The organism is Novosphingobium sp. NPDC080210 (assembly GCF_050281025.1).
Classification (GTDB): domain Bacteria; phylum Pseudomonadota; class Alphaproteobacteria; order Sphingomonadales; family Sphingomonadaceae; genus Novosphingobium.
In genome coordinates this window covers 206,763-230,914 of sequence record NZ_JBNNWL010000002.1, presented here as the reverse complement: position 1 = coordinate 230,914, position 24,152 = coordinate 206,763, and the positions used below count along the sequence as shown (strand labels likewise).

At 65.3% G+C, this 24,152-nt stretch carries 25 protein-coding genes, 2 tRNA genes and 1 pseudogene; 9 read left to right on the top strand and 19 right to left on the bottom strand.

The window, feature by feature from the left end:
* Nucleotides 1-97 precede the first annotated feature (97 nt).
* Together ACQKOE_RS06960 and ACQKOE_RS06955 are read right to left on the bottom strand one after the other, a co-directional pair.
* On the bottom strand, nt 98-1,561 hold the full coding sequence (locus tag ACQKOE_RS06960; protein ID WP_427512128.1) for a hypothetical protein: 1,464 nt from the start codon (nt 1,559-1,561) through the stop codon (nt 98-100).
* A gap of 73 nt (nt 1,562-1,634) precedes the next feature.
* A tRNA-Trp gene (locus ACQKOE_RS06955) sits at nt 1,635-1,710 on the bottom strand.
* A 113-nt stretch (nt 1,711-1,823) separates the two neighbouring features.
* Between ACQKOE_RS06955 and aat the strand changes: the two genes are divergently transcribed.
* Nucleotides 1,824-2,576 (top strand): leucyl/phenylalanyl-tRNA--protein transferase, encoded by a 753-nt coding sequence (gene aat, locus ACQKOE_RS06950; protein WP_427512482.1) that lies wholly within the window; start codon nt 1,824-1,826, stop codon nt 2,574-2,576.
* A gap of 35 nt (nt 2,577-2,611) precedes the next feature.
* Here the strand turns inward: aat and ACQKOE_RS06945 are convergent.
* The 4 genes and pseudogenes from ACQKOE_RS06945 to ACQKOE_RS06930 all read right to left on the bottom strand — a co-directional run.
* Nucleotides 2,612-3,013: pseudogene (locus ACQKOE_RS06945) on the bottom strand (DUF2155 domain-containing protein); the annotation flags it as partial.
* Nucleotides 3,013-3,408, bottom strand: coding sequence for an NADH:ubiquinone oxidoreductase subunit NDUFA12 (locus ACQKOE_RS06940; RefSeq protein WP_374590699.1), 396 nt, complete (start codon nt 3,406-3,408; stop codon nt 3,013-3,015). The gene ACQKOE_RS06940 and the pseudogene ACQKOE_RS06945, both read right to left, overlap by 1 nt.
* A 244-nt stretch (nt 3,409-3,652) precedes the next feature.
* Entirely contained in the window at nt 3,653-4,135 is a 483-nt protein-coding gene (locus ACQKOE_RS06935; protein WP_427512481.1) for a DUF192 domain-containing protein, read from the bottom strand.
* Nucleotides 4,135-4,701, bottom strand: coding sequence for a regulatory protein RecX (locus ACQKOE_RS06930; RefSeq protein WP_427512127.1), 567 nt, complete (start codon nt 4,699-4,701; stop codon nt 4,135-4,137). The genes ACQKOE_RS06935 and ACQKOE_RS06930 overlap by 1 nt, the downstream gene beginning before the upstream one ends.
* 136 nt (nt 4,702-4,837) lie before the next feature.
* Between ACQKOE_RS06930 and ACQKOE_RS06925 the strand changes: the two genes are divergently transcribed.
* From ACQKOE_RS06925 to ACQKOE_RS06905, 5 genes are all read left to right on the top strand, one after another.
* On the top strand, nt 4,838-6,598 hold the full coding sequence (locus ACQKOE_RS06925) for a fatty acyl-AMP ligase (RefSeq protein WP_427512126.1): 1,761 nt from the start codon (nt 4,838-4,840) through the stop codon (nt 6,596-6,598).
* 121 nt (nt 6,599-6,719) lie between these two features.
* Complete coding sequence (locus ACQKOE_RS06920) at nt 6,720-7,550, top strand: hypothetical protein (protein WP_427512125.1); 831 nt, start codon at nt 6,720-6,722, stop codon at nt 7,548-7,550.
* 97 nt (nt 7,551-7,647) lie between these two features.
* Nucleotides 7,648-8,853, top strand: a complete 1,206-nt coding sequence (locus tag ACQKOE_RS06915) for a toxic anion resistance protein (protein ID WP_427512124.1) — start codon at nt 7,648-7,650, stop codon at nt 8,851-8,853.
* 148 nt (nt 8,854-9,001) lie between these two features.
* Complete coding sequence (locus ACQKOE_RS06910) at nt 9,002-9,742, top strand: hypothetical protein (RefSeq protein ID WP_427512123.1); 741 nt, start codon at nt 9,002-9,004, stop codon at nt 9,740-9,742.
* A complete protein-coding gene (locus tag ACQKOE_RS06905) occupies nt 9,742-10,035 on the top strand; it encodes a polyhydroxyalkanoic acid system family protein (RefSeq protein ID WP_374592018.1) in 294 nt (97 codons plus the stop codon). Before ACQKOE_RS06910 ends, ACQKOE_RS06905 begins: the two co-directional genes overlap by 1 nt.
* A 29-nt stretch (nt 10,036-10,064) precedes the next feature.
* On the opposite strand, the gene ACQKOE_RS06900 is transcribed toward ACQKOE_RS06905, so the two are convergent.
* Nucleotides 10,065-10,493 carry a DUF2721 domain-containing protein gene (locus ACQKOE_RS06900; RefSeq protein ID WP_427512122.1) on the bottom strand — a complete coding sequence of 143 codons (429 nt, stop codon included), beginning with the start codon at nt 10,491-10,493 and terminating at the stop codon, nt 10,065-10,067.
* Nucleotides 10,494-10,576: 83 nt separating this feature from the next.
* Here ACQKOE_RS06900 and ACQKOE_RS06895 point away from each other — a divergent pair, with 83 nt between their 5' ends.
* Nucleotides 10,577-11,122, top strand: a complete 546-nt coding sequence (locus tag ACQKOE_RS06895) for a lipocalin family protein (protein WP_427512121.1) — start codon at nt 10,577-10,579, stop codon at nt 11,120-11,122.
* A gap of 9 nt (nt 11,123-11,131) precedes the next feature.
* Here ACQKOE_RS06895 and ACQKOE_RS06890 read toward each other — a convergent pair whose 3' ends face one another.
* From ACQKOE_RS06890 to msrB, 3 genes are read right to left on the bottom strand one after another with little or no spacing between them, the layout of a single operon-like run.
* Nucleotides 11,132-11,836: a TonB family protein gene (locus ACQKOE_RS06890; RefSeq protein ID WP_427512480.1), complete on the bottom strand. Its 705-nt coding sequence runs from the start codon at nt 11,834-11,836 to the stop codon at nt 11,132-11,134.
* Nucleotides 11,836-13,290 (bottom strand): protein adenylyltransferase SelO, encoded by a 1,455-nt coding sequence (locus tag ACQKOE_RS06885; RefSeq protein ID WP_427512120.1) that lies wholly within the window; start codon nt 13,288-13,290, stop codon nt 11,836-11,838. Before ACQKOE_RS06885 ends, ACQKOE_RS06890 begins: the two co-directional genes overlap by 1 nt.
* Nucleotides 13,290-13,733, bottom strand: a complete 444-nt coding sequence (gene msrB, locus ACQKOE_RS06880; protein ID WP_427512119.1) for a peptide-methionine (R)-S-oxide reductase MsrB — start codon at nt 13,731-13,733, stop codon at nt 13,290-13,292. The genes ACQKOE_RS06885 and msrB overlap by 1 nt, the downstream gene beginning before the upstream one ends.
* Nucleotides 13,734-13,957: 224 nt before the next feature.
* On the opposite strand from msrB, the gene ACQKOE_RS06875 reads away from it, so the two are divergent.
* Nucleotides 13,958-15,217, top strand: a complete 1,260-nt coding sequence (locus tag ACQKOE_RS06875; protein ID WP_427512118.1) for an MFS transporter — start codon at nt 13,958-13,960, stop codon at nt 15,215-15,217.
* Here ACQKOE_RS06875 and ACQKOE_RS06870 read toward each other — a convergent pair.
* The 9 genes from ACQKOE_RS06870 to ACQKOE_RS06830 form a co-directional block, all read right to left on the bottom strand.
* Entirely contained in the window at nt 15,214-15,639 is a 426-nt protein-coding gene (locus ACQKOE_RS06870; RefSeq protein ID WP_427512117.1) for a helix-turn-helix transcriptional regulator, read from the bottom strand. The genes ACQKOE_RS06875 and ACQKOE_RS06870 overlap by 4 nt on opposite strands.
* A gap of 177 nt (nt 15,640-15,816) precedes the next feature.
* Nucleotides 15,817-16,983: an OprO/OprP family phosphate-selective porin gene (locus ACQKOE_RS06865; protein ID WP_427512116.1), complete on the bottom strand. Its 1,167-nt coding sequence runs from the start codon at nt 16,981-16,983 to the stop codon at nt 15,817-15,819.
* Between the two features lie 42 nt (nt 16,984-17,025).
* Nucleotides 17,026-17,850: a hypothetical protein gene (locus ACQKOE_RS06860; protein WP_427512115.1), complete on the bottom strand. Its 825-nt coding sequence runs from the start codon at nt 17,848-17,850 to the stop codon at nt 17,026-17,028.
* Nucleotides 17,847-19,508 carry an ABC transporter transmembrane domain-containing protein gene (locus tag ACQKOE_RS06855; protein WP_427512114.1) on the bottom strand — a complete coding sequence of 554 codons (1,662 nt, stop codon included), beginning with the start codon at nt 19,506-19,508 and terminating at the stop codon, nt 17,847-17,849. The genes ACQKOE_RS06860 and ACQKOE_RS06855 overlap by 4 nt, the downstream gene beginning before the upstream one ends.
* Nucleotides 19,505-20,569, bottom strand: coding sequence for a DUF1611 domain-containing protein (locus ACQKOE_RS06850; RefSeq protein WP_427512113.1), 1,065 nt, complete (start codon nt 20,567-20,569; stop codon nt 19,505-19,507). Before ACQKOE_RS06850 ends, ACQKOE_RS06855 begins: the two co-directional genes overlap by 4 nt.
* Before the next feature lie 405 nt (nt 20,570-20,974).
* Nucleotides 20,975-21,050, bottom strand: a tRNA-Lys gene (locus ACQKOE_RS06845).
* A gap of 14 nt (nt 21,051-21,064) precedes the next feature.
* Nucleotides 21,065-21,556 (bottom strand): 2-amino-4-hydroxy-6-hydroxymethyldihydropteridine diphosphokinase, encoded by a 492-nt coding sequence (gene folK / locus ACQKOE_RS06840; RefSeq protein ID WP_427512112.1) that lies wholly within the window; start codon nt 21,554-21,556, stop codon nt 21,065-21,067.
* A gap of 7 nt (nt 21,557-21,563) precedes the next feature.
* Nucleotides 21,564-22,415 carry an N-carbamoylputrescine amidase gene (gene aguB, locus ACQKOE_RS06835; protein ID WP_427512111.1) on the bottom strand — a complete coding sequence of 284 codons (852 nt, stop codon included), beginning with the start codon at nt 22,413-22,415 and terminating at the stop codon, nt 21,564-21,566.
* Nucleotides 22,416-22,430: 15 nt separating this feature from the next.
* Nucleotides 22,431-23,282, bottom strand: a complete 852-nt coding sequence (locus ACQKOE_RS06830) for a class I SAM-dependent methyltransferase (RefSeq protein ID WP_427512110.1) — start codon at nt 23,280-23,282, stop codon at nt 22,431-22,433.
* 112 nt (nt 23,283-23,394) lie between these two features.
* Here ACQKOE_RS06830 and msrA point away from each other — a divergent pair, with 112 nt between their 5' ends.
* Entirely contained in the window at nt 23,395-23,925 is a 531-nt protein-coding gene (gene msrA / locus ACQKOE_RS06825; protein WP_427512109.1) for a peptide-methionine (S)-S-oxide reductase MsrA, read from the top strand.
* Nucleotides 23,926-24,152: the final 227 nt, after the last annotated feature.

Below are 24,152 nucleotides of genomic sequence, written 5' to 3'. Positions count from 1 at the left end.
GGCCGGGAGGGGCAGCGATGATCTCCGATGTCGGATGACGAATGCGCACTTAGCCATCCGGGCGCGGTTTTGCAAGCAGGCTCGGCTTGATCGCCGGTCAGGGCTGCGGCTTGGCCGGTGCCACGCGCCTTGCCAGGAACCAGGTCCGCCCGCTGCGCTCCACGACATAGCCTTCGGGAATCTTCACTGGCCAGGTCTGGCCCACGTACCACAGGTAATCGGTGAACAGCGCGGGGCTGTAGTCGGAAATGTCGATCTTGCGCCCGGTGCGGTGGTTCAGGCGGTGGAACGGATCGCGGAAGAACGGGCCGCCGCCGTTGATCGTCATCATGTGAATGCCGGGCAGGGCAAAGTTGCAATTGGTGAAGGCGTCCAGCCGCACCACGGCATAGCCGCAGATGTGTTCCTTGCCGTTGAAGCCCCATTCGCTTCGCTCGGTGACGACATAGCTGGCCACCTTGGCTCCCTGGGGCAGGCCCTCCAGCGCGGTCAGTGCCTCGGCCGTCTCGCGCGAATCGCGGTGCCAGTCGACCGTGGTATAGCCCAGGCGGAACAGGAAGACCGCCGGGACCAGCAGGATCACCCAGCGCGGCGCGCGCCATGAAAGGCACAAGCAGCCGACCATCAGTCCGGCAGAGATCATCCGCGCATCGACCAGGTCGCCGCCGAAGATATGGCGCGGCAGGACCAGCGAGGAGACCAGCATCATGATCGCGGCCCAACCCAGCTTGCCGTCCCACTTCCTGAAGAACAGCGACACAGCCATCAGCACGACCACCGCGATGGTCATGGCATAGTCGACCCACTGGAACGTGCCGCGCATCGCCTGTTTCCAGATCGCCCACTTGTAGAGTTGCGGCGCGGGGCCATAGCTGGGTGGCTTGCCCGGATTGTCGCCCAGGATCAGCGAGAGGAACGGGAAGAACAGCGGCCAGGGCGCCAGGAAGGCGCGCCACGACTTGTCCTTCGACCATTCGTAGCCGAAAACCAGAATGCCCAGGATGCCCCAGCCCGACACGTGGCCCAGCCAGACGAAGATCCCGATGGGGACGAACAGCGGCGCGCGCCACGGCTTGCCGTCCAGCATGACCCACAGGGCAAAGGCGAACAGCGCCGCCGCCTGGGCGAGGCCAAAGTTGAGGAAGCCGAGAATTGCCGAAGGCGACCAGACGAAGGCGAAGGCCAGCATCGATGCCATGCCGATTCGCCGCCGCACCGCCCACTCCGCCGCCAGGATCGACATGGCGGTCAGCGGCGGAATGATCCCCGCCATGATCCGCCCCGCCGTTTCCAGGCTGACGAACCAGGTCAGCGGCCAGACCAGGATGTCCGCCCCCAGGTTGCCCATCCAGCGCCACGAGAAGCCGTAATATTCCTGCAGGAACGGGCTGCTGTCGCGGGTCAGCATGATGTGCATCCGCGCCAGGTGCGCCGGATAGTCGACCATCTGCGGATAGGTGGCGACCAGCACCGGCAGCGCGGAAAGCAGCGCCAGGAACAGGCCGACCCAGAGGAATTCGGTGGGGTTAGGTTCAGCCCGCAGCCACCCACGCGCGCTCATGCGATGCTGGCTGGACGGCACTGGAGAAGCGTCATCGGGCATCGCGGCATTCGGTCTGGATGGAAGCGGTGCTTGGCAGGAGTGGCAGGATTCGAACCCGCGGCCCTCGGTTTTGGAGACCGATGCTCTACCAACTGAGCTACACTCCTGCAGGCGGAAGGCGCTCTAGTCGCAAGACTGCAAGATGACAAGCGTGTCGCAAGGGTCCATAAAAAGAATTGCCGTGCACGCTCCCGCCCCTCCTCCGCCGATCGATCCCGATATGCTGCTCATGGCCTATCGCACCGGCCTGTTCCCGATGGCGGATTCGCGCGACGATACCGAGATTTTCTGGGTCGAACCGCGCCGCCGCGCGATCCTGCCGCTCGACGGCTTCCACTGTTCGCGCTCGCTCGCGAAGATTCTGCGAAAAGGTGTTTTCGAAGTCACCTGCAACGCCGCTTTCCCCGCCGTGATCCGCGAATGCGCCGGTCCGCGCCGCGATGCGGGGGGAACCTGGATCAGCGACCGAATCGAGCGGACCTATCTGGACCTGCACGAGGAAGGCGCAGCCCATTCGATCGAATGCTGGCACCAGGGGCACCTGGTCGGCGGGCTGTATGGGGTCGGCTTTGACGCCGTGTTCTGCGGCGAATCGATGTTCAGCCGGATGCCCAATGCGTCAAAGGTGGCGCTCGCCTGGCTGGTTGCCGCGCTGAAGCGGGCCGGGGCGCGCTTGCTCGATTGCCAGTTCATGACCGAACACCTGGCCACGATGGGCGCAGTCGAAATCAGCCAGGCGGAATATGTCGAGCGGCTGGTCGCGGCTCAAAGATCGACGGAGGGCGCAGGAGCCGGGGCTGCTGCCTTGGGCGCGGGACTGGCTGAAGGCTTGGCCGCAGGCGATGCCGACGCTTCCGGCGCGGCGCTTTCGCTGCCGGCGGGCTTTGCCGCACTGCTGGGCGATGCGGCGGCGGCGGGGCTGTCCTCCTCGCCCGGGAACTTCATTGCACAGTCCTTCACCCAGACGTCATAGACCGGATGCTCGACCACGTTGAGGCCGGGCGAATTCTTGAACAGCCAGCCGGAAAAGACCTTGCGCCAGGCCAGCGGCTGATCGGATGCCGCGCGTTCTTCGACGAAAACCTGCACGAAAGCGCCTGTTTCGGGCGGACGCTCCCACGGCAGGCTGCGCTCGCAGGTGGCCAGCTTGATCGTGACATTGCCGATCCGCTTGGCCTCACCCGTCTTGAGCACGACGTCCTGCAAGACGTTGTTGCGCTTGTTGAGCAGGCCCAGCGTTGCCACGCGGTCCTTTACCGGGGTGCCATATTCGTTTTCGACGACCTGGCTGGCCGAGGCCTGTCCGGCCACTTCCTGCGGGACTTCGGTTGCTTCGGGATCGGCTCCGTCACCGCCGTTGCAGGCGGCCAGCGCGAATGGCGCGGTCAGCAGGAGCAGGCGAAAGCGCATCAGGCTTCCGGCGACCAGGCCTCGTAAGCGGTGTCCTGGCGGTCCCGGTCGCGGTGCGGGCGGTGCGCGTTCGGCGTGCCGGTGGCATTGGGGGAAAACTCCGTCTCCCAAATGCGCGGCGGCGGAAGGTTCGATTCGGGCACGCCATCGAACGAGCCGTGCAGCCAGCCATGCCATTCGGCCGGCACCCGGCTGGCGTCGTTGGCGCCGTTGTAGATCACCCAGCGGCGTTCCTTGCCGGCAAAGGGATGCCCCTTCGGATAGGGCTTCTTGGCCCGGTAATAGGTATTGCCCTGCGCGTCCGTACCGACCTTTTCACCGGTCAGCGCGGAATTGAGCGAAGTGGTGACGGTCGCGCCGTTCCACCAGGTGAAGAGCTTGCCGAAGAATCCCATGGGCGCCCGTTAGCCTTTCTTGCCCCCCGCGCGCAAGGTGGCCGGGCCATTTCGGGCCTTTGCGAAGAGAAAAATCGGCGCCGCGATGAACGGATCGGGATGGATCAAAGAGCCGGACGCCTTCGACAGGCTCAGGCTGAGCGGGGGCAATGTCGTCTCAAGAGGCAAAAGCCAGGTCGCCCCACCAACTCCGCTCAGGCTGAGCCTGTCGAAGCCGGTTTGCCAGGCACTTTTTTCGAGCAGTCTACCACTCCACCCGGTCGCCGGGCTTGATCCCCAGTTCTGCCGCACGGCCACCGTTCAATTCCAGCACCGCCTTGGCCTCTCCGTCCGAATAGAGCGGGGTTTCATCATAGGGGATCGCATTGGCGGCTATGTTGCTGATCCGGCCATCGGGGGCGACGAAGATCAGGTCGAGCGGGATCACCGTGTTGCGCATCCAGAAACTGGCCCCGCGCGGGGGATCGAAGGGGAAGATCATCCCCTCGTCCGGCCCCATTTCGGTGCGGAACATCAGCCCCTTGGCCTGTTCCTGCGGGGTGCGGGCCAGCTCGACCCGGAACTGGTGAACCTTGCTGCCGCTGGTCACTTTCAGGGGAACGACCGGCAGGCCGGAAACCGGGTGAACCGCTGGCGCGGCTTGCGTCGATTGCGGCGCGGCATCGCTGGCACCGGGCGAGCAGGCAGCCAGAACCAGTGCGATTGCGCCCAGCAGATATCCCCGCATCATTCGTCCTCTTCGCCCTGACCGGCCCATTCCAGCGCGGCTTCCTGCGTCGCGGCATTGACCAATTCGCGGGCGCTGTCCAGCCGGTGACCGGCGCGCAGCATGGCCGCGATCTGCTTTTCGCGCTGCGGACGATCCGGCTCGGCGCGTCCGAACGGGCCAAAGCCGCGCTTGCGCGCCATGGCCAGGGCAGCGCGGCGCTCCTCTCCCTTGCTGACGCGGACCTCATCGCGGACCTGCTCGTCGATCCCGGCGGCGTGCAGCGCCTGGCCGATCCGCCGCTGGCCATAGCCGCGCCGCAGCAGGCTGCCGCTCTTGGCCCGGGCATAGGCCAGATCGTCGACATAGCCGGCGCGGACGAAGCGTTCGACCAGCGTCGCAATCGGCGCGGCCCCTTCCCCTTCCCAGCCGCGCTCGCGCAGCTTGCGGGCCAGATAGCCTTCCAGCTTGGCCGCGCTGGTGGCAAAGCGGGCGACATAGGCCAGGGCCAGTTCTTCCAGCCGCGCGCTATCCAGCGGCTGGGGAAGGCGTTTTTCGCCGCGCTTGTTCATCCTGCCGCCAGTCATCGGCCATAATCGTGCCACACTGTGCCCCGATTGGAAAATCCTGTAAAAGCGGGCTACAGGGACCCGTGTTTTGGTGCATCTGCGCGTTTACGCCGAATTAACGGCGAAGCGCATTGAAAGAACAGGCTTTTTACGCATGACCGATGCTTCTGTCCTGGAGCCGAATGCTGGCGTCACGCTGGTACCGACGCCCAACGAAGACGATCTGCCCCGCCGCTTTTCCGACTTCGCCACGTTCAACGAGGCGCTGGACTATGCCGCGCAGGGCAAGCGGGGCATGAATTTCCACGATCCGCGCGGTACGCTGAAGCGGGTCTATCCCTATAGCGAGCTGCGTGACGACGCGCTCGACATGGCGCGCCGCCTGGTTGCCCACGGCATCCAGAAGGGCGACCGCGTGGCCCTGATCGCGGAAACCGGCCCGGAATTTGCCGCCCTGTTCTGCGGCTGCGTCTATGCCGGGGCCTGGCCCGTGCCGCTGCCCCTGCCGACCAGCTTCGGCGGCAAGGAAGCCTATATCGACCAGTTGGCGGTCCAGCTGGCCAGCAGCGATCCCAAGGTGCTGTTCTATCCGGCCGAAATCGCGGAAATGACCAAGGCTGCGGCCGATCGCCAGGGCTGCGAAGGGATCACCTGGGAAGACTTCGCGACCGGTGCAGCGCCCGATTGCGCCCTGCCCGAGGCCCAGCCGGACGACATCTGCTATCTGCAATATTCCAGCGGCTCCACCCGCTTCCCGCACGGCGTGGCCGTGACCCATGCCTCGTTGCTCAACAACCTGGCCGGGCATAGCGAGGGGATGAAGATCCAGCAGTCCGACCGCTGCATTTCCTGGCTGCCGTGGTATCACGACATGGGCCTGGTCGGCTGCTTCCTGTCGCTGATCGCCAACCAGATCTCGGTCGACTACCTCAAGACCGAGGATTTCGCCCGCCGTCCGCTGGCCTGGCTGGACCTGATCAGCCGCAATCCGGGCACCTCGTGCTCCTATTCGCCCACATTCGGCTATGACATCTGCGCGCGCCGCATTTCGAGCCAGAGCAACGTGGCCGAACGGTTCGACCTGTCGCGCTGGCGCATTGCCGGCAACGGGGCAGACATGATCCGGCCCGACGTGATGCAGGGCTTCGTCAATGCCTTTGCCCCGGCCGGGTTCAAGGCCAGCGCCTTCCTGCCGTCATACGGCCTGGCCGAAGCGACCCTCGCGGTCACCATCATGCCGCCGGGCGAAGGCATCCGCGTCGAACTGGTCGAGGAAGAGCGCCTGTCCGGCACCCCGCGCGACCTGTCACGCCCGGCCCGCTACCGCGCCATCGTCAACTGCGGCAAGGCCGTGAAGGACATGGCGATCGAGATCCGGGGCGAGAGCGGCCATGTCCTGCCCGATCACCACATCGGCAAGGTCTGGTGCAAGGGCCCGTCGGTCATGGTCGGCTATTTCCGCGACCCGGAAGCAACCGAGGCCTGCATGCAGGATGGCTGGCTGGACACGGGCGACATGGGCTATCTGGTCGATGGCTACCTGTTCATCGTTGGCCGCGCCAAGGACATGATCATCATCAACGGCAAGAACCACTGGCCGCAGGACATCGAATGGGCCGTGGAACAGCTGCCCGGCTTCAACCACGGCGACATCGCGGCCTTCTCGGTCGAGACGGAAACCGGCGAAGAGTCCGTCGCGGTGCTGGTCCACTGCCGCGTGTCCGATCCGGTCGAACGCCAGAAGCTGCACGACACGATCCGCGACAAGGTCCGCTCGATCCTGGGCCATTCGGCCATCGTCGAGCTGGTGCCGCCGCGCACCCTGCCGCGCACCAGCTCCGGCAAGCTGAGCCGCGCCAAGGCCAAGAAGCAGTACCTTTCGGGCGAGATCGAGCCGATCAAGCTGGCGGCCTGAAGCGGTTGCCGCAAGCTGGCGCCCGCTTGACCGGACCATAGCCCGCCTTACAACCCCTTGAATCGAAACAACATTCGATTCGAGGGGAGGTGGGCGCATGCGGTTCGCAAAGGCAGGGATGGTGTCGCTTCTCGCACTGGGACTGGGGGCCTGTGCGACGCCTGGAATCAAGGGTCCAGCGATGCCGGTGCGGCTTGCCCATGTCGATGGTTCGCCTTCCGCACCGAACGGGGTTTGCGACAGCGCGGGCAATTTCACGTCCAGCCCGTCAAGGGCTGGAGGCGGTCCGCTCAGCAATCTGGAACTCAACTTCTCCCGGCAGGTCTGCCGTTCCCTGGCCGATACCTCCGACGCGGAAAAAGCCGGCGCGATGCTGGAAAGCGGTTTCACCTTGGTCAAGGTCCGCTGCAATGACTACTTCGCGCAAAAGGGCGCCTCGCAGGAAAAGACCCGCCTGACGCGAAGCCTGATCGCCCCCGTCACCGCCTTGATCACCAGCGTCTTCGCCGTGGTCAATTTCTCGTCCGAGCGAGAGGAAAGCGACTATCTTGCCCTTCTGGCCGCGGGCACGACTTTCGCCAATGCGGGCCTCAGGATCTATGAAGAACAGTTCCTGTTCAACGCCGACAATATCAGTTCGGTACGCGGGCTGACCATGCGCGCGCTGGATACGCACCGCACCGCCATTGCTGCAACGCAGGGCCTGACTTTCGATGTGGCGATCCGCCAGCTGACCGATCACGAAATGATCTGCACCCCGGCCAGCATCCTCGACCTCACGCGGGAGGCAATCGACAAGGGTGCGGTAAGACCGCGCGATGCCTCCGGTTCCACTGCCGTCAGGCCGGTCGACGCGATTGACACACGCCCGGTGACGCCGCCCGCCCCGGCACCCAATCGGCCTGAACCCAATCCGGGCCCAGAAGCCGTGACCCTTGACGTTGGCACCTGATCCCCAACCCGTATTGCCCGCATAATACAGCTTGCATAGCGCGGGCGGTAGTCCCACATTGGCAGCATCGTTTTTGCAAGGATACGGAACGACTGCCATGGCCACCACGCCGACCGGAACCGAAGCCCCTACCCTGACGCTCACGCCGCCCGATCCCGTACCCGTGGTTCCAGCGGAAAAGGCCGCAGGGCTGGTTCCGGTATCGCCGGAGCACAGGTCCAAGCTGGAAGAGAAGGTCGATGCCTTCGTGGCCGATCTGGTTTCCGCCGATGCCAATTCGCCCGAATTCGGCAAGAAGGTGGACCAGATCACCAATATGGGCCGCAAGGAGATCATGGCGGCAGCGGGGATGTCCAACCGCTTCCTGGATCGCCCCGTCCGCGCGATGGACAAGGATTCCGGCGTCGGCGCCAATCTGGCCGAACTGCGCAAGACGGTCGAAACGCTCGATCCGGGCAAGCAGGGCAAGCTGTCCAAGGGGCGCAAATTCCTGGGCATCATCCCCTTCGGCAATTCGATGAAGCGCTATTTCCAGTCCTATGAAAGCGCGCAGGGGCACATCCAGGCGATCCTGAACCACCTCAGCTCGGGCAAGGATGAGCTGCTGATGGACAATGCCGCGATTGATGTTGAGCGGCAGAAGCTGTGGGAGGCGATGGGCAATCTTGAGCAGATGATCCACATCTCCAGGACGCTCGATGCCAAGCTTGAGGAAACCGCCGCCGAGCTGGACGCGACCGATCCGGCCAAGGCCAAGGCGATCCGCGAAAGCGCGCTGTTTTATGTCCGTCAGCGCACCCAAGACCTGCTGACCCAGATGGCGGTGACCGTGCAGGGCTATCTCGCGCTCGACCTGGTCAAGAAGAACAACGTCGAACTGGTCAAGGGCGTGGACCGCGCCAGCACCACTACCGTCGCCGCGCTGCGCACGGCGGTCACCGTATCGCAGGCCATGGCCAACCAGCGGCTGGTGCTGGAACAGGTCACCGCGCTCAATTCCACCACGGCGGGCCTGATCGATTCCACCGGCACCCTGCTGCGCGAACAGACCGGCAAGATCCACGAAATGGCCTCGTCCAGCACGATCCCGCTCGAAACGCTGCAACGCGCGTTCCAGAACATCTATGACACGATGGACAATATCGACACGTTCAAGGTCAAGGCGCTGGACAGCATGAAGCAGACCGTGACCACGCTTTCGGCAGAGGTCGAGAAGTCCAAGGGCTATATCGCCCGGGCCGAAGGCGCGAACCAGGCGCAAGTGGCCAGCGACGCGCCCAGCCTGCTGAGCCTGGAGGGGTAATCATGACGTCCTGTTTCGATCCTCCCCCCCTGGGGGAGGTGGACCGCCAACGGCGGGACGGAGGGGGCATGTTGGCAGGCGGGGCGGAATGGCATTCCCCCTCCGTCAGCCCTCCGGGCTGCCACCTCCCCCAGGGGGGAAGGATCTGATGGCCGGCGAATCCCATCGGTCGGATCAAATCCTGACCGCCGCGCGCCGCTCGCTCCATGACCAGCGAGCAGGCGGTCGGCGCAACTCCATTGGACGGCGCTCTGCTGCGCTGAAACGCCAGCACGCGCTGCGCCAGGTCAAGCGCGCGGCCATGGCCGTGCTCGGCATCCTGTTCGCCGCCATGGCCGTGGGCGTGGTGATTGACGGGATCGGCTGGGGCGGGATCATCGTCACCATGCTGGCGATCTTCGCCGCCGTCACCGCCTTTGCCGTGGTGCCCAAGGTCAAGGTGCCGACCCGCGATTCGCTCTCCAAGGGCGATGTCAGATCGCTGGTCGGACGCACCGAACTGTGGCTGGAGAGCCAGCGACCTGCCCTGCCCGCACCGGCGGTGCAACTGGTCGATCACATCGGCCTGCAACTGGATGCCCTGGGCCAGCAGCTCGACGGGCTGGACCCCAATGCGCCCGCCGCGCGCGACGTGCGGCAACTGGTGGGCGAAACGCTGCCCGGCCTGGTCTCCACCTATACCTCGATCCCCCGCCACCTGCGGGCAGAGGCCAATGCGGGCGCCAGTCCCGACCAGCAATTGACCGACAGCCTGGGCAAGATCAGCGCCGAGATCGACAGCGTCACCCGGCAGCTTGCCGCCGGCGCGATCGACAACCTGGCGATCACCACCCGTTACCTCGACTACAAATACGGCGACGCCATCGACGCGCCGAAGGAGAACACCTGATGCGCGTGCCGATCCCTCACCAACTGGGCAAGGAAGAGGCCAAGCGCCGCCTGAAGGCGCGCAGCCACGAAGCGGCAGGCCTGATCCCCGGCGGCGCGGACGTGACCGTGGACTGGCCGGGCGAGGACCGCATGACCATGGCGGTCAAGGCCATGGGCCAAGCCATCAACACGGTGATCGACGTCGAGGAAGAGGCGGTAATCTTCCAGCTGGACCTGCCGCCCGCGCTGTCCTTCGTCGAGCCGATGATCCGCGGCGTGATTGCGGAAAAGGGGCAGAAGCTGCTGAAGTAACGCTCGCGCAAAGGCGCGCCGCTCGCTTGTCAAAGCTCCAGGTACATCCGGGGAATGCGCAGTTGCTGGGCTGAAACCTGCGTCTCGCGCAGGAACAGGACCAGGGCCCACATCAAGAGCCCGACCGCGATCAGGAAGGTTGCCGCCGCGACGCGCTGCAGGTTCAGCTTAACCAGTTCCTCCAGGAACAGCACGGCCACCGTCGTGCCGATGAACAGGCCGCTGATGACCATCAGGCGGATCGCGCGGGTGATCAGGAAGATGCGGCGGTCGATCATGCGGATTTCAGCGACCAGTTCATCGCGGTCGCGCCCTTCAACGTGAACGTGCTTTTCCTGCAACTTGCGCGAGCGGTCGACCACCCGGCCCAGGCGGCTGGACAGCAGGTTGAGGATGTTTCCGACGGCCACCAGGACGAACACCGGGGCCAGGGCAAGCTGGATGGTCTGTGCGATCATGAAGCCAAGGCTAGCCGCAGGCTGTGCTGGTGAAAAGCCCGGTGCATTCCTATGTTCAGGCAAAGGCAGACAAAGGTAGTCCCATGAACCGCAAATTGCTGATCCCCGCCCTTGCCCTTGGCGTCCTTGCCCTGTCGGGCTGCGCCACGGTCTTTTCGAAGCATCCGGTCGGCAACCGCGCTGTGCCCGAACCGGCCAAGCCGGTGGAGATCAGCCGCTATCTGGGCCGCTGGTACGAACTGGCCCGCTATGAACAGGGCTTTCAGAAGGACTGCGAAGGCGTATCGGCAGACTATGCCCGGCGCGAGGATGGCATGATCTCCGTGCTCAACCGCTGCCGCAAGCCGGATGGCACGATCAAGGATGCCAAGGGGCGCGCCAAGATCGTCGACCCGGCCACCAATGCCAAGCTGAAGGTCAGCTTCTTCGGCCCGTTCTATGGCGATTACTGGGTGCTGGACCACGCGGACGACTATTCCTGGTCCATCGTTGGCGAGCCATCCGGGCGCTACCTGTGGATACTCAGCCGCGATGCCACGCCGGGTCAGGCCAGGCTGAACGAACTGATCGGCCGGGTCCGCGCCTTGGGCTATGACACGTCCATGCTGCGCATCACGCAGCAGCCGTGATCGGCCGCGTCAGAAAAAGAACTTTTGCTGCCAGTAGAAGGTGGAAGTTACCGGATCGCCCGCGGCATTGGTCGCGGGCTTGAAGCGCAGGCGCTGCATCGCTAGCGTGCAGGCCTTGGCGTCGGTTTCAGGAAAGCCGCTGGAGCGATAGACCCGGCAGGCCGTGGCGCGGCCCGACGGGGCGACAGTCAGCGCCAGGATCACCGACTTGCCGATCCGCGCCTCGCGCCCGCCCTCTGGCACCGGAAAGTCGCGGGCGTTGTTGATCTGGCCAGAGATATGGACCGCCTTGCTGGCCCCGCCGCTACCCTGTCCGCTGCCCGAACCGCCCGCACCCGTTCCCTCACCGCTGGCCCCGGCGCCAGTGCCATTGCCCTGGCTGGTCGCGCCAGAGGTGACGGATGACCCGGTTGAACTGGCTTTCGGCGCAGGCGCCTTCGCAATCGGGATTTTCGGCTCCGGCGCTTTCGCAGCGCTGGGCACCGCCTTCTTCCCCGCCGCGCCTTCGGCCCCGGCTGCCTTGGGTTCGGGCGCGGGAGGCGGCGGTGGAGGAGGCGGGGCAGTGATCGTTACCGTGAAGGTGGACAGCACCTTGTCGACCGCTTGGCTCGTGAAGTCAGGCGCGAAAGCGCGGATCAGGCCCAGGATCGCCGCGACGTGCAGCAGCGCGACCAGCGCCAGCACGCCCAGCCGGGTGCGCCGCCCGGTCGCCATCACGTCCCGCAATAGGTGACGTGCGGCGGCGTTCCGGCAGGCGCGCCATGTTCGAACCGCTCCAGCCCTTCGCGGCGGACAAAAGGCTGGGTCACGACGTCCAGCAGCTCGCTGAACGGGGCAAAGTCCCCGCCCTCTGCCGCCTTCAGCGCGGCATCGGTCAAGTGGTTGCGCGGGATGTAGAGCGGATTGACCGCATCCATCGCGGCGCGGCGCTGCTCTGCCGGGGCAGCTTCGCGCGCCAGACGGGCCTGCCACTGGTTCCACCATTCCTGCAAGGCCGCAGGATCGGTGCATTCCGCGGCAACCGCGCCATAGCCTTCCTCAAGCGAGGCACCCAGCGCGCGGAACAGGCGGGTAAAGTCTGCCCCCTGTCCCTCCAGTGCGGCAAACAGGGCCTGCCCCAGTGCCAGGTCGCCTTCCTCGGCCAGGGTCAGGCCCAGCTTGGGCCGCAGCGCGGCGATCCAGTGGCGGTCATAGCGTGCGCCCCATTGTTCCAGCATCACGCGGGCCGCTTCGTTGTCGCCCTCGTCCACTTCGACAATCGCCTCGATCAGGGCCGAGGCGAGGCGGTAGAGGTTCCAGCGGCACACCACCGGCTGGTTGGCAAAGGCATAGCGGCCCTGCCGGTCGATCGAACTGAACACCTGCCCGGCTGAATAGGCATCGAGGAAGGCACAGGGGCCAAAGTCGATCGTCTCGCCGCTGATGGTGACATTGTCGGTGTTCATCACCCCGTGAACGAAGCCGAGGTTCATCCACCGGGCGACCAGCGCGGCCTGCGCTTCGCACACCGCATCCAGCAGGGCGAGCGGGCGGTTGCGCTCGCCCAGCCGCTCCGGGAAATGGCGCCTCAGCGCATAGTCCGCCAATTGCTCCACGGCTTCGCGCCCCTTGTGCGCGGCGGCCCATTCAAAGGTGCCGACACGCAAGTGGCTGGATGCGACGCGGGCCAGCACGGCCCCTGGCTGCGGCGTTTCGCGCCAGACCCCCTCGCCCGTCAGCACGACGGCAAGGCTGCGGGTGGTCGGCACGCCCAGCGCGGCCATGGCTTCGGAAATCAGGTATTCGCGCAAGGCCGGCCCCAGCCCGCACTTGCCGTCCCCTTGCCGGGAATAGGGCGTGGGGCCAGAGCCTTTGAATTGCAGGTCCAGCCGCGCCCCGTCCGGCGCGATCACTTCGCCGAGCAGCAGCGCGCGGCCATCGCCCAGCTGCGGGTTGAAATGCCCGAACTGATGGCCCGCATAGACCAGCGCCAGGGGCTGCGATCCCGGCACTTCCTCCGCCCCGGAAAACCACCGCGCCAATTGATCCTGATCGGTTTCGGTCAGCCCGATAGCCTCGGCCAGGGCGGCGTTCCACACCGCCATGCGCGGCGCGGGCGGCTGGGCTGCCTGCCAGGGGACGTAGAACCCGTCCAGCTCGCGCGCCAGGCTATGGTCGAAATTCAGCATCAGGCGGAAATCTTCTCCAGCGACAGGGCGTTGATGCAATAGCGCAGACCCGTCGGCGGCGGACCATCGGGGAATACGTGGCCCAGATGCGCGTCGCAAACGTTGCAGGTTACTTCGACCCGGATCATGCCGTGGCTTTCATCGAGGTGATAGCCGATCACGCCATCGGCCACCGGCGCGCCAAAGCTGGGCCAGCCGGTGCCGCTTTCGAACTTGGTCGTGCTGTCGAACAGCTCGGTATCGCAGCAGGCGCAGGCGTAAAGGCCGGGCTGGAAAAGGCTGCACATCTCGCTGGAAAAGGGCCGCTCCGTCCCTGCCAGACGGGTCACCTGAAACTGATCCGGGCCAAGCTGCGCGCGCCATTCGGACTCGCTCTTTTCCACGCGGCGCGGCGCCGGATTGTCCGCGCCCCTGGCCAGCTGAACCACCTTTGCCCAATCCATCCCTGCTGCTCCTTGCCTTGCACTGCCTTGCCGTTCTGCCCGAAGCCACGGCGGCGCGCCATAGATTGCAAACGCCTTGCAACAAGTTGGGCATGGCAGGGCATGGTTTCAATGCGCAGGCGACGTGGCGGCCTCGTCAGGCGGCGGAGGGGTAAAAAGGACTGCTGACGCACCTTCCGAATTTGCCTATGGGCAGCGGCGATCCCGCAGGATAGCCGCCACCCATGATCCGCCGCCTTCCCCATCCCGCCTATCTTGTCGTGGCGGTCACGTTCCTGGCCCTGCTGTTTTCGGCCGGGCTGCGCTCTGCCCCCGGCGTGATGATGCAGCCGCTGGAGCTGTACTTTGGCTGGGACCGGGCAACGATCTCGTTCGGGGCCGCCGTGGGCATCCTGCTTTACGGCCTGGTTGGCCCCTTCGCTGCGGCCCTGATGATGTCGCTGGGCATCCGGCGCACCATGATGGGCGGACTGGCGCTGATGGCCGCCGCCACTTTTGCCAGCCAGTGGATGACCCTGCCGTGGCATTTCGTCCTGACCTGGGGCGTCCTGTCGGGCATCGGATCGGGCGCGGTCGCCTCTGTCCTGGGGGCCGCCGTCGTCAATCGCTGGTTCGCCACGCGCCAGGGCCTGGTCATGGGCTTTCTCAGCGCGAGCACGGCCACCGGCGCGCTGGTCTTCCTGCCCTTCATGGCCTGGCTCTCGCAAGGGATCGACTGGCGTCCGGTTGCCCTTGCGGTCAGCCTGTCCTGCGCCGCATTGATCCCGCTGGTGGCGCTGCTGGTGCCAGAACGCCCCGAAGCCAGGGGCCACCGCCGCTTTGGCGAAACGCATGACAGCCCCCCGCCGCCCGAACTCAAGCAGGCGGCAAGCCCCTGGCTCGCCATCGAAGCCTTGCGACGGGCCACTGCCAAGCCGGTGTTCTGGGTTCTGGCGGGAACCTTCTTCGTTTGCGGCCTGACCACCAATGGCCTGGTCGGCACCCATATGATCGCCTTTTGCGGCGACCACGGCATCGCTCCGGTCGCGGCGGCAGGCCTGCTGTCGCTGATGGGCTTTTTCGACCTGATCGGAACCACCGCCTCGGGCTGGCTGACCGACCGGCACGACCCGCGCCGCCTGCTGGCGATCTATTACGGCCTGCGCGGCCTGTCGCTGATCGCGCTTCCGTTCATCGAGTTCGACACGGTCAGCCTGACCATCTTCGCGATATTTTACGGCCTCGACTGGATCGCCACGGTCCCGCCGACGGTGCGGCTGGCCAACGAATCCTTCGGACCCGTCGATGGCACCATCGTATTCGGGTGGATCCTGGTCGCCCACCAGATCGGAGCCGCCGTTGCCGCCTTTGGAGCAGGCGTGATCCGCGAACAGGCCGGCACCTATATGCCCGCCTTCGTCATCGCTGGCGCATTCGGCGTGGCGGCCTCGCTGGTCTTCATCGCCGGCCTGCGCAGCCCTCGCCCCGCAGCGGCCCAAGCCTAGTTGACGAACCGGCCGACGAGGTCATCCGTGAACAAGGCCATGAGCTCTACCTGCGAATTCACCCCTGCCTTGCCATAGACCCTGGCGAGTTGGGCGCGGACCGTTCCCGGCGCCGAATTCCTCAGCTCTGCGATTTCGGAAACCCCGAAACCCTGAAGAGCGAACAGCGCGACGTCAGCCTCTGCCTCGGTCAGCAGCCATTCGGCGAACCGGATGGATATGAGGTCGCTCATCGCGCCCTTGGCAGTCGCAACAGCATTTTCGTCCTCGCGGGCGCGCTCCAGCAGCCAGTGGATCTGGAAGGCGCCAAGCACGACGCCCGCCGCGAGGCCGAGCGCGGCAATGCATTCAAACAGAAAGTGAACGCTCAGCGGCCCTGCGCGAACATCGATCACCAGATCGAACAGGAAAAAGACCGTCATGACCAGCTGCAAGAAAACGACAGCTACAGAGATCGCTGTTCTCTGCTTGAGGGAGCGGCGGCGGTCCAGCATTGTCGGTTTCACTACTCTGGCGCCTCTGCAAAGGCCATGAAAAATATGCAGTTCAGAGCGCGTGGTACCGGACCGCGCGGGCCCGGTACCAGCTTGCTCCGCGCGTCAGAACGCGACCTGGAACCTCGCCACGCCAAGGTCGGCCGAGCGGTCCCCGGAAACCAGCGTGTCCGTGCGCTCTGACCGGACGTAATTGGCCATCAGCCGAAGGTTACGGTTGATGTACCAGGTCGCACCCAGGGCAAGCGAGGAGAGCTTCCCCCGGTCAAGCGAGGCATCGTCGAGGTCGAGCTGGCCATAGCGCGCCGCGAGTTCGACGCCGCCCTTCTTCCCCAGCGTCGGGCCGGAAGGCGCGCCGCTGCCGCGGGAATAACCATATTTCTGGCCGGTCAGCATCCAGCTCACCTGACCATACCAGGCCCCATAGTTCAGTTCCGGCGCCAGGTTCCGCGACACGGAAGTGGAAACGAACTGCCCCTGCACTTGCAGCGATTTGAAGGCATAGGCGGCTTCTACGCCCACGCTGTTCAGCTTGGACGGGGCCGCGATGGTGTTGGTCGTGATCAGGTTAGGCGCCAGGTTCGAACCCATGCCATAGGAAAAACGCAGCACTTCATCTGCGCGGAACGACCGGTGTTCATAGGCCGCGCCCAGATGCAGGAACTGCGACCGTGCCTTCAGCGGGGCAAAAGTGGCGCGTCCGGCAAAGCCACGTCCGCGTTCCTTGGTCCGCCCGTCCGCATCGTCGAGGGCATCGTCGAAGTAGCCCCCGCTGATGGTCCAGTTGTCCTGTGCCACCTTGCCAGCCACGCCCAGACCGAATCCGGGAGCAAGCGCGCTGATGGGCGACCGCTCGACGAAGGTGATGGCGTTGGAGCTTTGCGCTTCTTCCAGACTGAAGGGCACGGTGAAGTTGCCGCCCGTGACCTCCAGCCCCTTGGCCGGCCGCAGGCTGACCCAGGCGTTCCGCCAGCCATCGGTACCGGCGAATTCCCGGTCGACGCGGAAGCGCACAGCATCGGTGATCTTGCCGGAAAGCTCCAGCCGGGCGCGGCGAACTGCGGCGTCACTGGCATTAACGGCGCCGCTGTCATAGGTCATCGCATCCAGGTGCAGACGGCCGCCCAGAGTCAGCTCGACCGGGCCCGCTTCCAGGGTTGCTCCGTCGCTGTCAAAGGAAAGCCCATCTTCTGCCAGGGCCGGGCTGGCAGCCGCGATGCAGCCAGCAGCGGCCATCAACACGGCGCGGCAGGTGGAATTGAAAAAGGTCACGAAGGTACTCCCTGTTGCTTTCGGTGAAGTTGAAGAAAGGTGTCAGCCAAACAGCCGGAAAGTCAGCGCGGCGAGGCCGTGATCGCGTACCGCCCCGGCGAAGCTGTGCCGCAATTGCGGCAGGATCGTCAGACTGCTGCGCGGATCCGCACCCCAGCCTCGCATGGCCTGGTGCCAACGTTCCGCCCGCTCAAGGCGCGTCCTGCCCTGCTGGCGGTCCAGCCTGGCCGATCGGCGCAGCGATGCGTCGCGGGCGGTATCCTGGTCGCCCACAATGACGTGGAACGGGATCGTGCACACTGCCGCTTCATCGAGCGGCGGCAAGCAATCGGGCACCTGGGCCAGGCCCGCGGGATAGGGCGCCTGATCATCCGGGAATGTGAACCATCCGGGCGCGACGACGACGCAAGACCGCACCGCACGCGGGTTCAACAGGGCGAAGCGATGCGCGAACTGCCCACCCCCTGAAAAACCAAACATATCGAAGGGGGCGGCATCGAGTCCGATGTCCAGTCGGACGCTGTGCAGAATGTCCTCCAGCGCCAGGTCCGCGCGGATCCCTTGCCGAGGATCGATCAGCTGCTGATACTGCCCGAATATGGCCCGGCGCATCAGCGGCGCAACCAGCACAGCTCCGGCCTTCTCCGCCTCGGGAGCAAAGCGCAGGACCTGCTCGCAGGCATTTTCCGAGATCCCGTGCATCAGCACGACAAGGCGCGCTGCCGGTCGGCTTTGCGGAATGTACAGGAAGTACTCGCGGGTCGGTTGCCCGGCCACGCTGCGATACAGCGCCTGCCCTGCTGGCAATGGCTGAACCAGCGGTTTCCTTGCCGAGTGGGGACAGGCGGCCTGAACCAGGGAGATCATGGGCGGGTCATCCCGGGCAGGTGGAGTGCCGCAACATTATCGGAAGCGCGGTGAACCAAGTCCTGCAACTGCCCATCGGTAAACTTCCAGATGCGCGTTGCCGTCTGGCGCAGCTGCGTGCTTCGCGCGGCCATGATCACGATTCCCGGATACCGCGCGATCGTTGCCGCAACCTCCGCCAGGACGGCGGACGATAGCCGCGTGTCTACCGCATCCAGAAGCAGCAGGCGGGGCTCTCCGACCATGGCCCGGCCGATCAGCAAGGCTTCGTATTCCGCAGTGGACAGGTCAAAGCGGGGGTCGTTCAAGGTCCTGTCCAGACCACGCCCCTGGTGCAGAAGGCCAAGACGCTCGGCCAGTGCCCGAAGCTCGCCATGCGAAGCACCGGGGCTTCGGTATCTCAGGTTCATGCCGATAGTTCCCGGCAGCAGCGGGACGGCCGAACCGGCCAGCCCCAGCACGCGCTGGCGCTCCGCAGGCGCAAGCGCCGCAATGTCCATGCCGTCAATCCGGATGGTGCCGGCGGACGGCGCCGAAATACGGCCCAGGGCGGAAAGCATGGCGGATTTTCCCGCTCCCGAGCTGCCCTCGACAAGGATCACTTCGCCGGGCAGGGCGGAAAGGGAAACCGGCTTGACCAGTCCCGGAACGATCAGGTTCTCGATTTCCAGGCCAGGCCCGTTGGTCCTGCCCCTGGCGCGACGGTGAGGTGCCCGGGGCCGCCGCGCCATCAGCCGCGCGATCCGTTGCAAGGCGACGCGGCCAGGCACATACAGCTCAAGCGCGCGGCCCATATCGTGCAGAGCCTGGCCCATGACGGAGACCAGGCTCATCAATCCGAGAACTTCCCCGGCGGACATCGTCCCCGCGCGCACGTTTTGCGCTCCGGCAATCAGGACCAGGACCAGCAGCACGGGGGCGCTGGTCTGGGTCAGGGCGCGCAACACGCCGACAAACCAGGCGCGGCGGATCGATGCCTCGTAAAGCCTGGCCGAGCGGCGGGCGAGCTTCCTTGTCTCGCTGCGGCTCCGCCCCATGGATTCAGCAGTGGTTGCTGCATCCAGCCTGCCAGCGACAAAGGTGGAGAGCTGGCCGCGCGACTTGCGAACGCTGCGCGTAGCCCGGTCGAGCGGCCCGCGCACGAACCAGGCGGCCAGCCCAAGGATGGCCAGCGTACCGGCAAATGTCGCGGCAAGCCCGGGGTGCCGCAGGGCGACGTAGATAACCAGCAGAGTCGAAATGAGCGTGCCCAGCACCAGTCGGACAATCCCGTCGCCGACCCACTGGCGCACCGCTGCAAGATCGCCAACGAACGGCAGAAGCAGGCTGGCCCGGCGCTTCCCGGCCCCGACAGGGGAGGATTTGAGCAGTTGCCGAAACAGGCGAAGCCGCACCGCGTGGGCATAGGCCAGGCCGATACCGTCAGACAGTCGCCGTTGCAGCACTGTCGTCACGAACAGCACGGCAATTGCCGTGATGGCGGGCAATGCCGAATGGAGCAGTGGCGGAGCCGCGGCGGCTCCGTTTCCTGCCAGCCTGTCGAATATCCCATGCACGCCAGCGGCAAGGCCTATTGCAGCGCCGGCGTGTGCCGTCGCCGTAGCAAGCAAGGCCACAAACGAGAGGCCGTTTGCGCGCAGGAACTTGCTGAGTTTCATGCAACCTGCGCCATGTGCTGCGGGCTATGGCCGAAACAAAGGCGCGTGGCAGAATGCGGGTCCAGCAGCTCGGTCAGGGTCATGACCGGCACCTCGGAATGCGCGGCCGCTTCGCGCATGGCCAACGGGGATGCAGTCAGCAGGCCGGACAATGCAATCACGGGCAGGCCGCGCTGACGCAGCCATTCAATCCCGCCGATCGCCCCCAGGGCATCGCCCGCGGCGAAGACAACGCCGTCAACCATGCGATGAAAACCATGCGATCCGACCAGGGCCCCGGTTTCGCGCTGGAACAGGCCGTCTGCAACTTCCAGGATGATGATATCGGCGCCCAGGCTTGCCGTGTGGCGCACCAGGCCCGTGGCAATGCGTTCGACTTCTGCTTCGGGCAGACCGGCAGTGGTCGCATGACCCATGTCGGTGAAGTCGAGTGTCCATTCGGCCCCCGCATCCGCCATGGACCAGAGATCGCCCCCGGATCCGGTTCCGGTAACCTTGATGCCTGCCACGCGCAGCCCAGCGCGCGCCAGGCCGTGAACCAGACCCGCTGCCGTGGTCGTCTTTCCGGCGTTCATCGAACTGCCCACCACGGCCATGACGCGCGGCGAAATGTCAGGCACGGTGGTGGTTTCCGGCAAGGCATAATGCCGCAGATTGATGGTCTGCCCTTGCGCATCCAGCAGCAGTCCGACGGGGCTGATCCGGGTCGCCTTGCTCATGCGAGAGTGCCGGCTAAGCACCCGCGCCGCCACACCGCCCCCGGCGACAAGATCGCACGGGGACAGATCGGCGGGCACCTCGGCTTCAAACTGATCCGGAGCGTAGCGCGCACCATAGGCCACGATGATCTCATCGCCCGGATACAACTTGGCACGCCGCCCCAGATGTTCCTCCAGCCGGGCGTGCTGGCCGATCACTTCGACACGGGCAAGAACAAGATCTCCCGCAGCGGGCTTTGCCGATCGCAGCAGCCCTTTGACATCGGTAAAATCGACGCGCCTCGTCGTGAAGCTCTTGCGGGCCCGGGCAATGCGGTCTTCGGTAAAACTTGCATTCTGCATAGACAGCCCATCCGCATTCCGGTCAGCATGGCCCCCAAAGGCTTGAAGGCTTGCCAGTCGGTTTTGTTGCAACAATGCTTAGGCCTTAGCACCTAAATGTAAATTTCATCTGCAGCCCGGGTCGCTGCAAATCGTTGTTGCAATTTGTCTTCGCCATCGGCGGGGCGCCATTGGCAGTGGGCTTATCCGCCCGCCACAAGCGAGTGCTTACCGGAAATTTCCAGGAACGCTGGGCATCAGGAAGGGTGCGCACCCGGCGCGGCCTACCCGGCAGGACTAGAAGGTTTGCGGGGGTGTTGATGCGGTTCGGGGTAGTCGGGGGCTGGCAAGAGCAATCTTATGTCCAGCAGATGCCCGCTCTGGGCAAAGGCGACGCCACCAAATTTCCGCAGACCTTTGAATATATGGTGAGCCCTGCTGGATTCGAACCAGCGACCTACTGATTAAAAGTCAGTTGCTCTACCGACTGAGCTAAGGGCCCTCACCAAGGGGGCCTCACCTACGGAGCCTGCGCGGCTGGGTCAAGCGGGCGTGGAGGTGATTTAGCGAAAGTCCGGTGATGGGATCGCGCCACAGTGGCGCCAGGGCGCGGGCCGGGCGCAGGACGAAGTCGCGCTGGCGAAAGGATTTGTGTGGCACGGTCAGGTCAGGCGATGACCAGGCGCCGCCGCTCCACAGCACGATGTCGAGGTCCAGCACCCGGCTGGCCCAGCGCTGCCCGCCGCTGCGGCGGCCGAACAGGCGCTCGGTGGATTTGAGCAGGGCCAGCAGTTCTTCCGGATCAAGCTCGCTCTCGATCAGCGCCGCGCAATTGGCATAGCGCCGGCGTGACGGACCGAGCGGAGCGGATTGCAACACTGGGGCTGCCGCCAGCACCGCAATGCCCTGCGCCGCCAGGGCGTCCAGCGCCGCTGCCAGCACGCCTGCGGGCGCGCCGTGGCGGTGGTGGCGCTTGTTCGATCCCAGCGCGATCAGATAGCGCTGCACCAAAACGTCAGATGTCCTGCGCGATCCGGGTGTAGAGCTGCGGGCGGCGGTCGCGGAAAAAGCCCATGCCGGCGCGGTGCTTGGCCGCCCGTGCCAGGTCGAGCGTGGCGACCAGCACGCCGGTTTCCTCCGCGCCGTATTCCGCCAGATAATCGCCCCATTCGTCCGAAATGAACGAATGGCCGTAAAAGCGCTGGCCGTCCTCGGTCCCGATGCGGTTGGCGGCAATCACCGGCATGCAGTTCGACACGGCATGGCCGATCATCGCGCGGCGCCACATCCGGCTGGTGTCCAGATCGGCGTCATAGGGTTCGGAGCCGATGGCCGTGGGATAGAACAGGACTTCGGCCCCCAGCAGCGCCATGACCCGCGCCGCTTCGGGATACCACTGGTCCCAGCAGATGCCGACGCCGATCTTGTGCCCGAACAGATCCCAGACTTTGAACCCGTCGTTTCCCGGACGGAAGTAGTACTTTTCCTCGTAGCCCGGGCCGTCCGGAATATGGCTCTTGCGATAAGTGCCCATGATCGCGCCGTCGGGGCCGATCATGGCGAGCGTGTTGTAATAATGCTGCCCGTCGCGTTCGAAGAAGCTGGTCGGGATCGCCACCTTCAGCCGGGCCGCCAGCGCCTGCATGGCCTGGACCGAGGGATGGTCAGCCACCGGGCGGGCCAGGGTAAACAGGCCCTCATCCTCGACCTTGCAGAAATAGGGGCCGGAAAACAGCTCTGGCGGCAGGATCACCTGCGCGCCCTTGGCCGCCGCTTCCTCGACCAGGGCGGAAACGGCGCGGATATTCTCCTGCTCGTCAGACGAGCCGAGGGGAAGCTGAAGGGCGGCGACAGTAAGCGTGCTCATGCCGCCGCCCTAGCATCACGGCCGCTTGCGGAAAAGCAGCGTCATCCGATCAGACTCTCCGATTCCCAGAAGCCGGGCCTTGTCCTCGTCCTTCGCGCCCGACATGACCGGCGGCAGGGTCCAGACGCCGCCGGGCCAATTGGCCGGATCCCTGGGATTGGCGTTCGCCGCGCTGCTGCCGACATAGTCAAAGCCGTGCAGTTCCATGAAGGCGATGACGTCCTTTTCGCGCAGGTATCCCTTGCTGCCATCGGTGTAGCTGTAGGGCGCGTCGGCCTTGGCCCGGTGCTGCTCGATCCCGACCATGCCGCCGGGCTTGAGCAGGTCGCGCATGGCCTTGACCTCGCGGTCGGCGATGTTCCAGCGCATCAGGTTGTGCATCATCCGCATGATCAGGATGCGGTCAAACGTGCCTTTCTCCGCCGCCGGAACGGCATCGAGCGTATAGGCGGTAAAGCGCTCGGCGGGCTGGCCCGACCAGGTGGCAATGTCGGAGGCATATTTCGCAGCCCCGTCGCGGATGCCCTGCTGGGTTTTCTCTGTGAAAGCGCCCGACGTCGGATCGAAATAGAGCCCGACCAGCTTGCCCTTCGGCCCGAGGTAGAGGCCCAGCAGGCGCGAGTACCATTCGCCGCCCGGGGCATATTCACCCACCTTCATGTCCGGCGCGACCTGAAAGAAGGCCAGGGTATCGGCGGGGCGGCGATAGGTATCGCGGGCGCGGTCCTTGTCGCGCAGGGGGCTGGCGACGGCAGCGGCCAGTTCGGCGTTCACCTTGGGCGCGGCCTCCTTGTCGGGCGCGGCCACGGCGACAGTGGCGGGAAGGCTGAGGCCAAGGGCAAGGAAGGGCAAGATCAAACGGCGCATCGGTATTCTCCCGGGGAATTACTTATGCCCTGCAAACTAGTGCCAAAGGACACGATGACAAGCGCGGCGGCAGTTCCTATCTCGTGTCCAAAGAGGAAGGATTGAGGACCACATGGCACAGGCAATTTTCGCGGGCGGCTGTTTCTGGTGCACCGAAGCGGTATTCCGCTCGATCACAGGCGTCAGCGCGGTGGAAAGCGGCTATATCGGCGGAACGGTCGCAAACCCCACCTACAAGCAGGTGTGCAGCGGCGACACCGGCCATGCCGAAGCGATCCGCATCGAATTCGATCCTGCGGTGGTCTCCTATGCCGACCTGCTCGACATCCACATGGGCACCCATGATCCGACGCAGCTCAACCGCCAGGGCAACGACATCGGCACGCAGTACCGCACCGCGCTGTTCCCGCTGGACGAGGAGCAGCGCGCCGAAGCCGAGGCGGGAATTGCCCGCTGGAACGAAGTGCATCCGGGGCAGCAGGCGGTCACCACCATCGAAGGCCCGGCCCAGTGGTATCCGGCCGAGGACTATCACCAGGAATACTGGCAGGGCGAAGGGCAGCGGAACCCCTATTGCCTCGCCGTGATCCCGCCCAAGCTGGCCAAGCTGCAAAAGGGCTTTGCGGACAAGCTGAAGGGGTAAGTTGCGCGGCCCCAAAACGCGCCGCTCACCCTGAGCAGGTTGGGTAAACATCTGTTCCGCTCCGCCTGAGCTTGTCGAAGGCTGTTTGTAGCTGGAACCAGCGAATTTGATTGGGTTCGCGCAGAGGACGCAGAGAAACGCCGCTCTGCGCCCTCTGCGCTCTCTGCGCGAAACTTCATTCACCCCGTCATTGCGAGGAGCCCAGCGACGCGGCAATCCAGGGCCGC

Bases quoted from the DNA above. Each gene is read 5' to 3' on its own strand.
- ACQKOE_RS06885 (WP_427512120.1), bottom strand. From the start codon at position 13,290: ATGCTGAATTTCGACCATAGCCTGGCGCGCGAGCTGGACGGGTTCTAC.
- ACQKOE_RS06870 (WP_427512117.1), bottom strand. From the start codon at position 15,639: ATGACGGTCTTTTTCCTGTTCGATCTGGTGATCGATGTTCGCGCAGGG.
- ACQKOE_RS06905 (WP_374592018.1), top strand. From the start codon at position 9,742: ATGCGCGTGCCGATCCCTCACCAACTGGGCAAGGAAGAGGCCAAGCGC.
- ACQKOE_RS06935 (WP_427512481.1), bottom strand. From the start codon at position 4,135: ATGCGGGGATATCTGCTGGGCGCAATCGCACTGGTTCTGGCTGCCTGC.
- ACQKOE_RS06910 (WP_427512123.1), top strand. From the start codon at position 9,002: ATGGCCGGCGAATCCCATCGGTCGGATCAAATCCTGACCGCCGCGCGC.
- ACQKOE_RS06925 (WP_427512126.1), top strand. From the start codon at position 4,838: ATGACCGATGCTTCTGTCCTGGAGCCGAATGCTGGCGTCACGCTGGTA.
- ACQKOE_RS06915 (WP_427512124.1), top strand. From the start codon at position 7,648: ATGGCCACCACGCCGACCGGAACCGAAGCCCCTACCCTGACGCTCACG.
- ACQKOE_RS06875 (WP_427512118.1), top strand. From the start codon at position 13,958: ATGATCCGCCGCCTTCCCCATCCCGCCTATCTTGTCGTGGCGGTCACG.
- aat (WP_427512482.1), top strand. From the start codon at position 1,824: ATGCTGCTCATGGCCTATCGCACCGGCCTGTTCCCGATGGCGGATTCG.
- ACQKOE_RS06830 (WP_427512110.1), bottom strand. From the start codon at position 23,282: ATGCGCCGTTTGATCTTGCCCTTCCTTGCCCTTGGCCTCAGCCTTCCC.
- ACQKOE_RS06960 (WP_427512128.1), bottom strand. From the start codon at position 1,561: ATGAGCGCGCGTGGGTGGCTGCGGGCTGAACCTAACCCCACCGAATTC.
- ACQKOE_RS06895 (WP_427512121.1), top strand. From the start codon at position 10,577: ATGAACCGCAAATTGCTGATCCCCGCCCTTGCCCTTGGCGTCCTTGCC.
- ACQKOE_RS06890 (WP_427512480.1), bottom strand. From the start codon at position 11,836: ATGGCGACCGGGCGGCGCACCCGGCTGGGCGTGCTGGCGCTGGTCGCG.
- ACQKOE_RS06930 (WP_427512127.1), bottom strand. From the start codon at position 4,701: ATGACTGGCGGCAGGATGAACAAGCGCGGCGAAAAACGCCTTCCCCAG.
- ACQKOE_RS06850 (WP_427512113.1), bottom strand. From the start codon at position 20,569: ATGCAGAATGCAAGTTTTACCGAAGACCGCATTGCCCGGGCCCGCAAG.
- ACQKOE_RS06855 (WP_427512114.1), bottom strand. From the start codon at position 19,508: ATGAAACTCAGCAAGTTCCTGCGCGCAAACGGCCTCTCGTTTGTGGCC.
- msrB (WP_427512119.1), bottom strand. From the start codon at position 13,733: ATGGATTGGGCAAAGGTGGTTCAGCTGGCCAGGGGCGCGGACAATCCG.
- msrA (WP_427512109.1), top strand. From the start codon at position 23,395: ATGGCACAGGCAATTTTCGCGGGCGGCTGTTTCTGGTGCACCGAAGCG.
- ACQKOE_RS06900 (WP_427512122.1), bottom strand. From the start codon at position 10,493: ATGATCGCACAGACCATCCAGCTTGCCCTGGCCCCGGTGTTCGTCCTG.
- ACQKOE_RS06860 (WP_427512115.1), bottom strand. From the start codon at position 17,850: ATGATCTCCCTGGTTCAGGCCGCCTGTCCCCACTCGGCAAGGAAACCG.
- aguB (WP_427512111.1), bottom strand. From the start codon at position 22,415: ATGAGCACGCTTACTGTCGCCGCCCTTCAGCTTCCCCTCGGCTCGTCT.
- ACQKOE_RS06940 (WP_374590699.1), bottom strand. From the start codon at position 3,408: ATGGGATTCTTCGGCAAGCTCTTCACCTGGTGGAACGGCGCGACCGTC.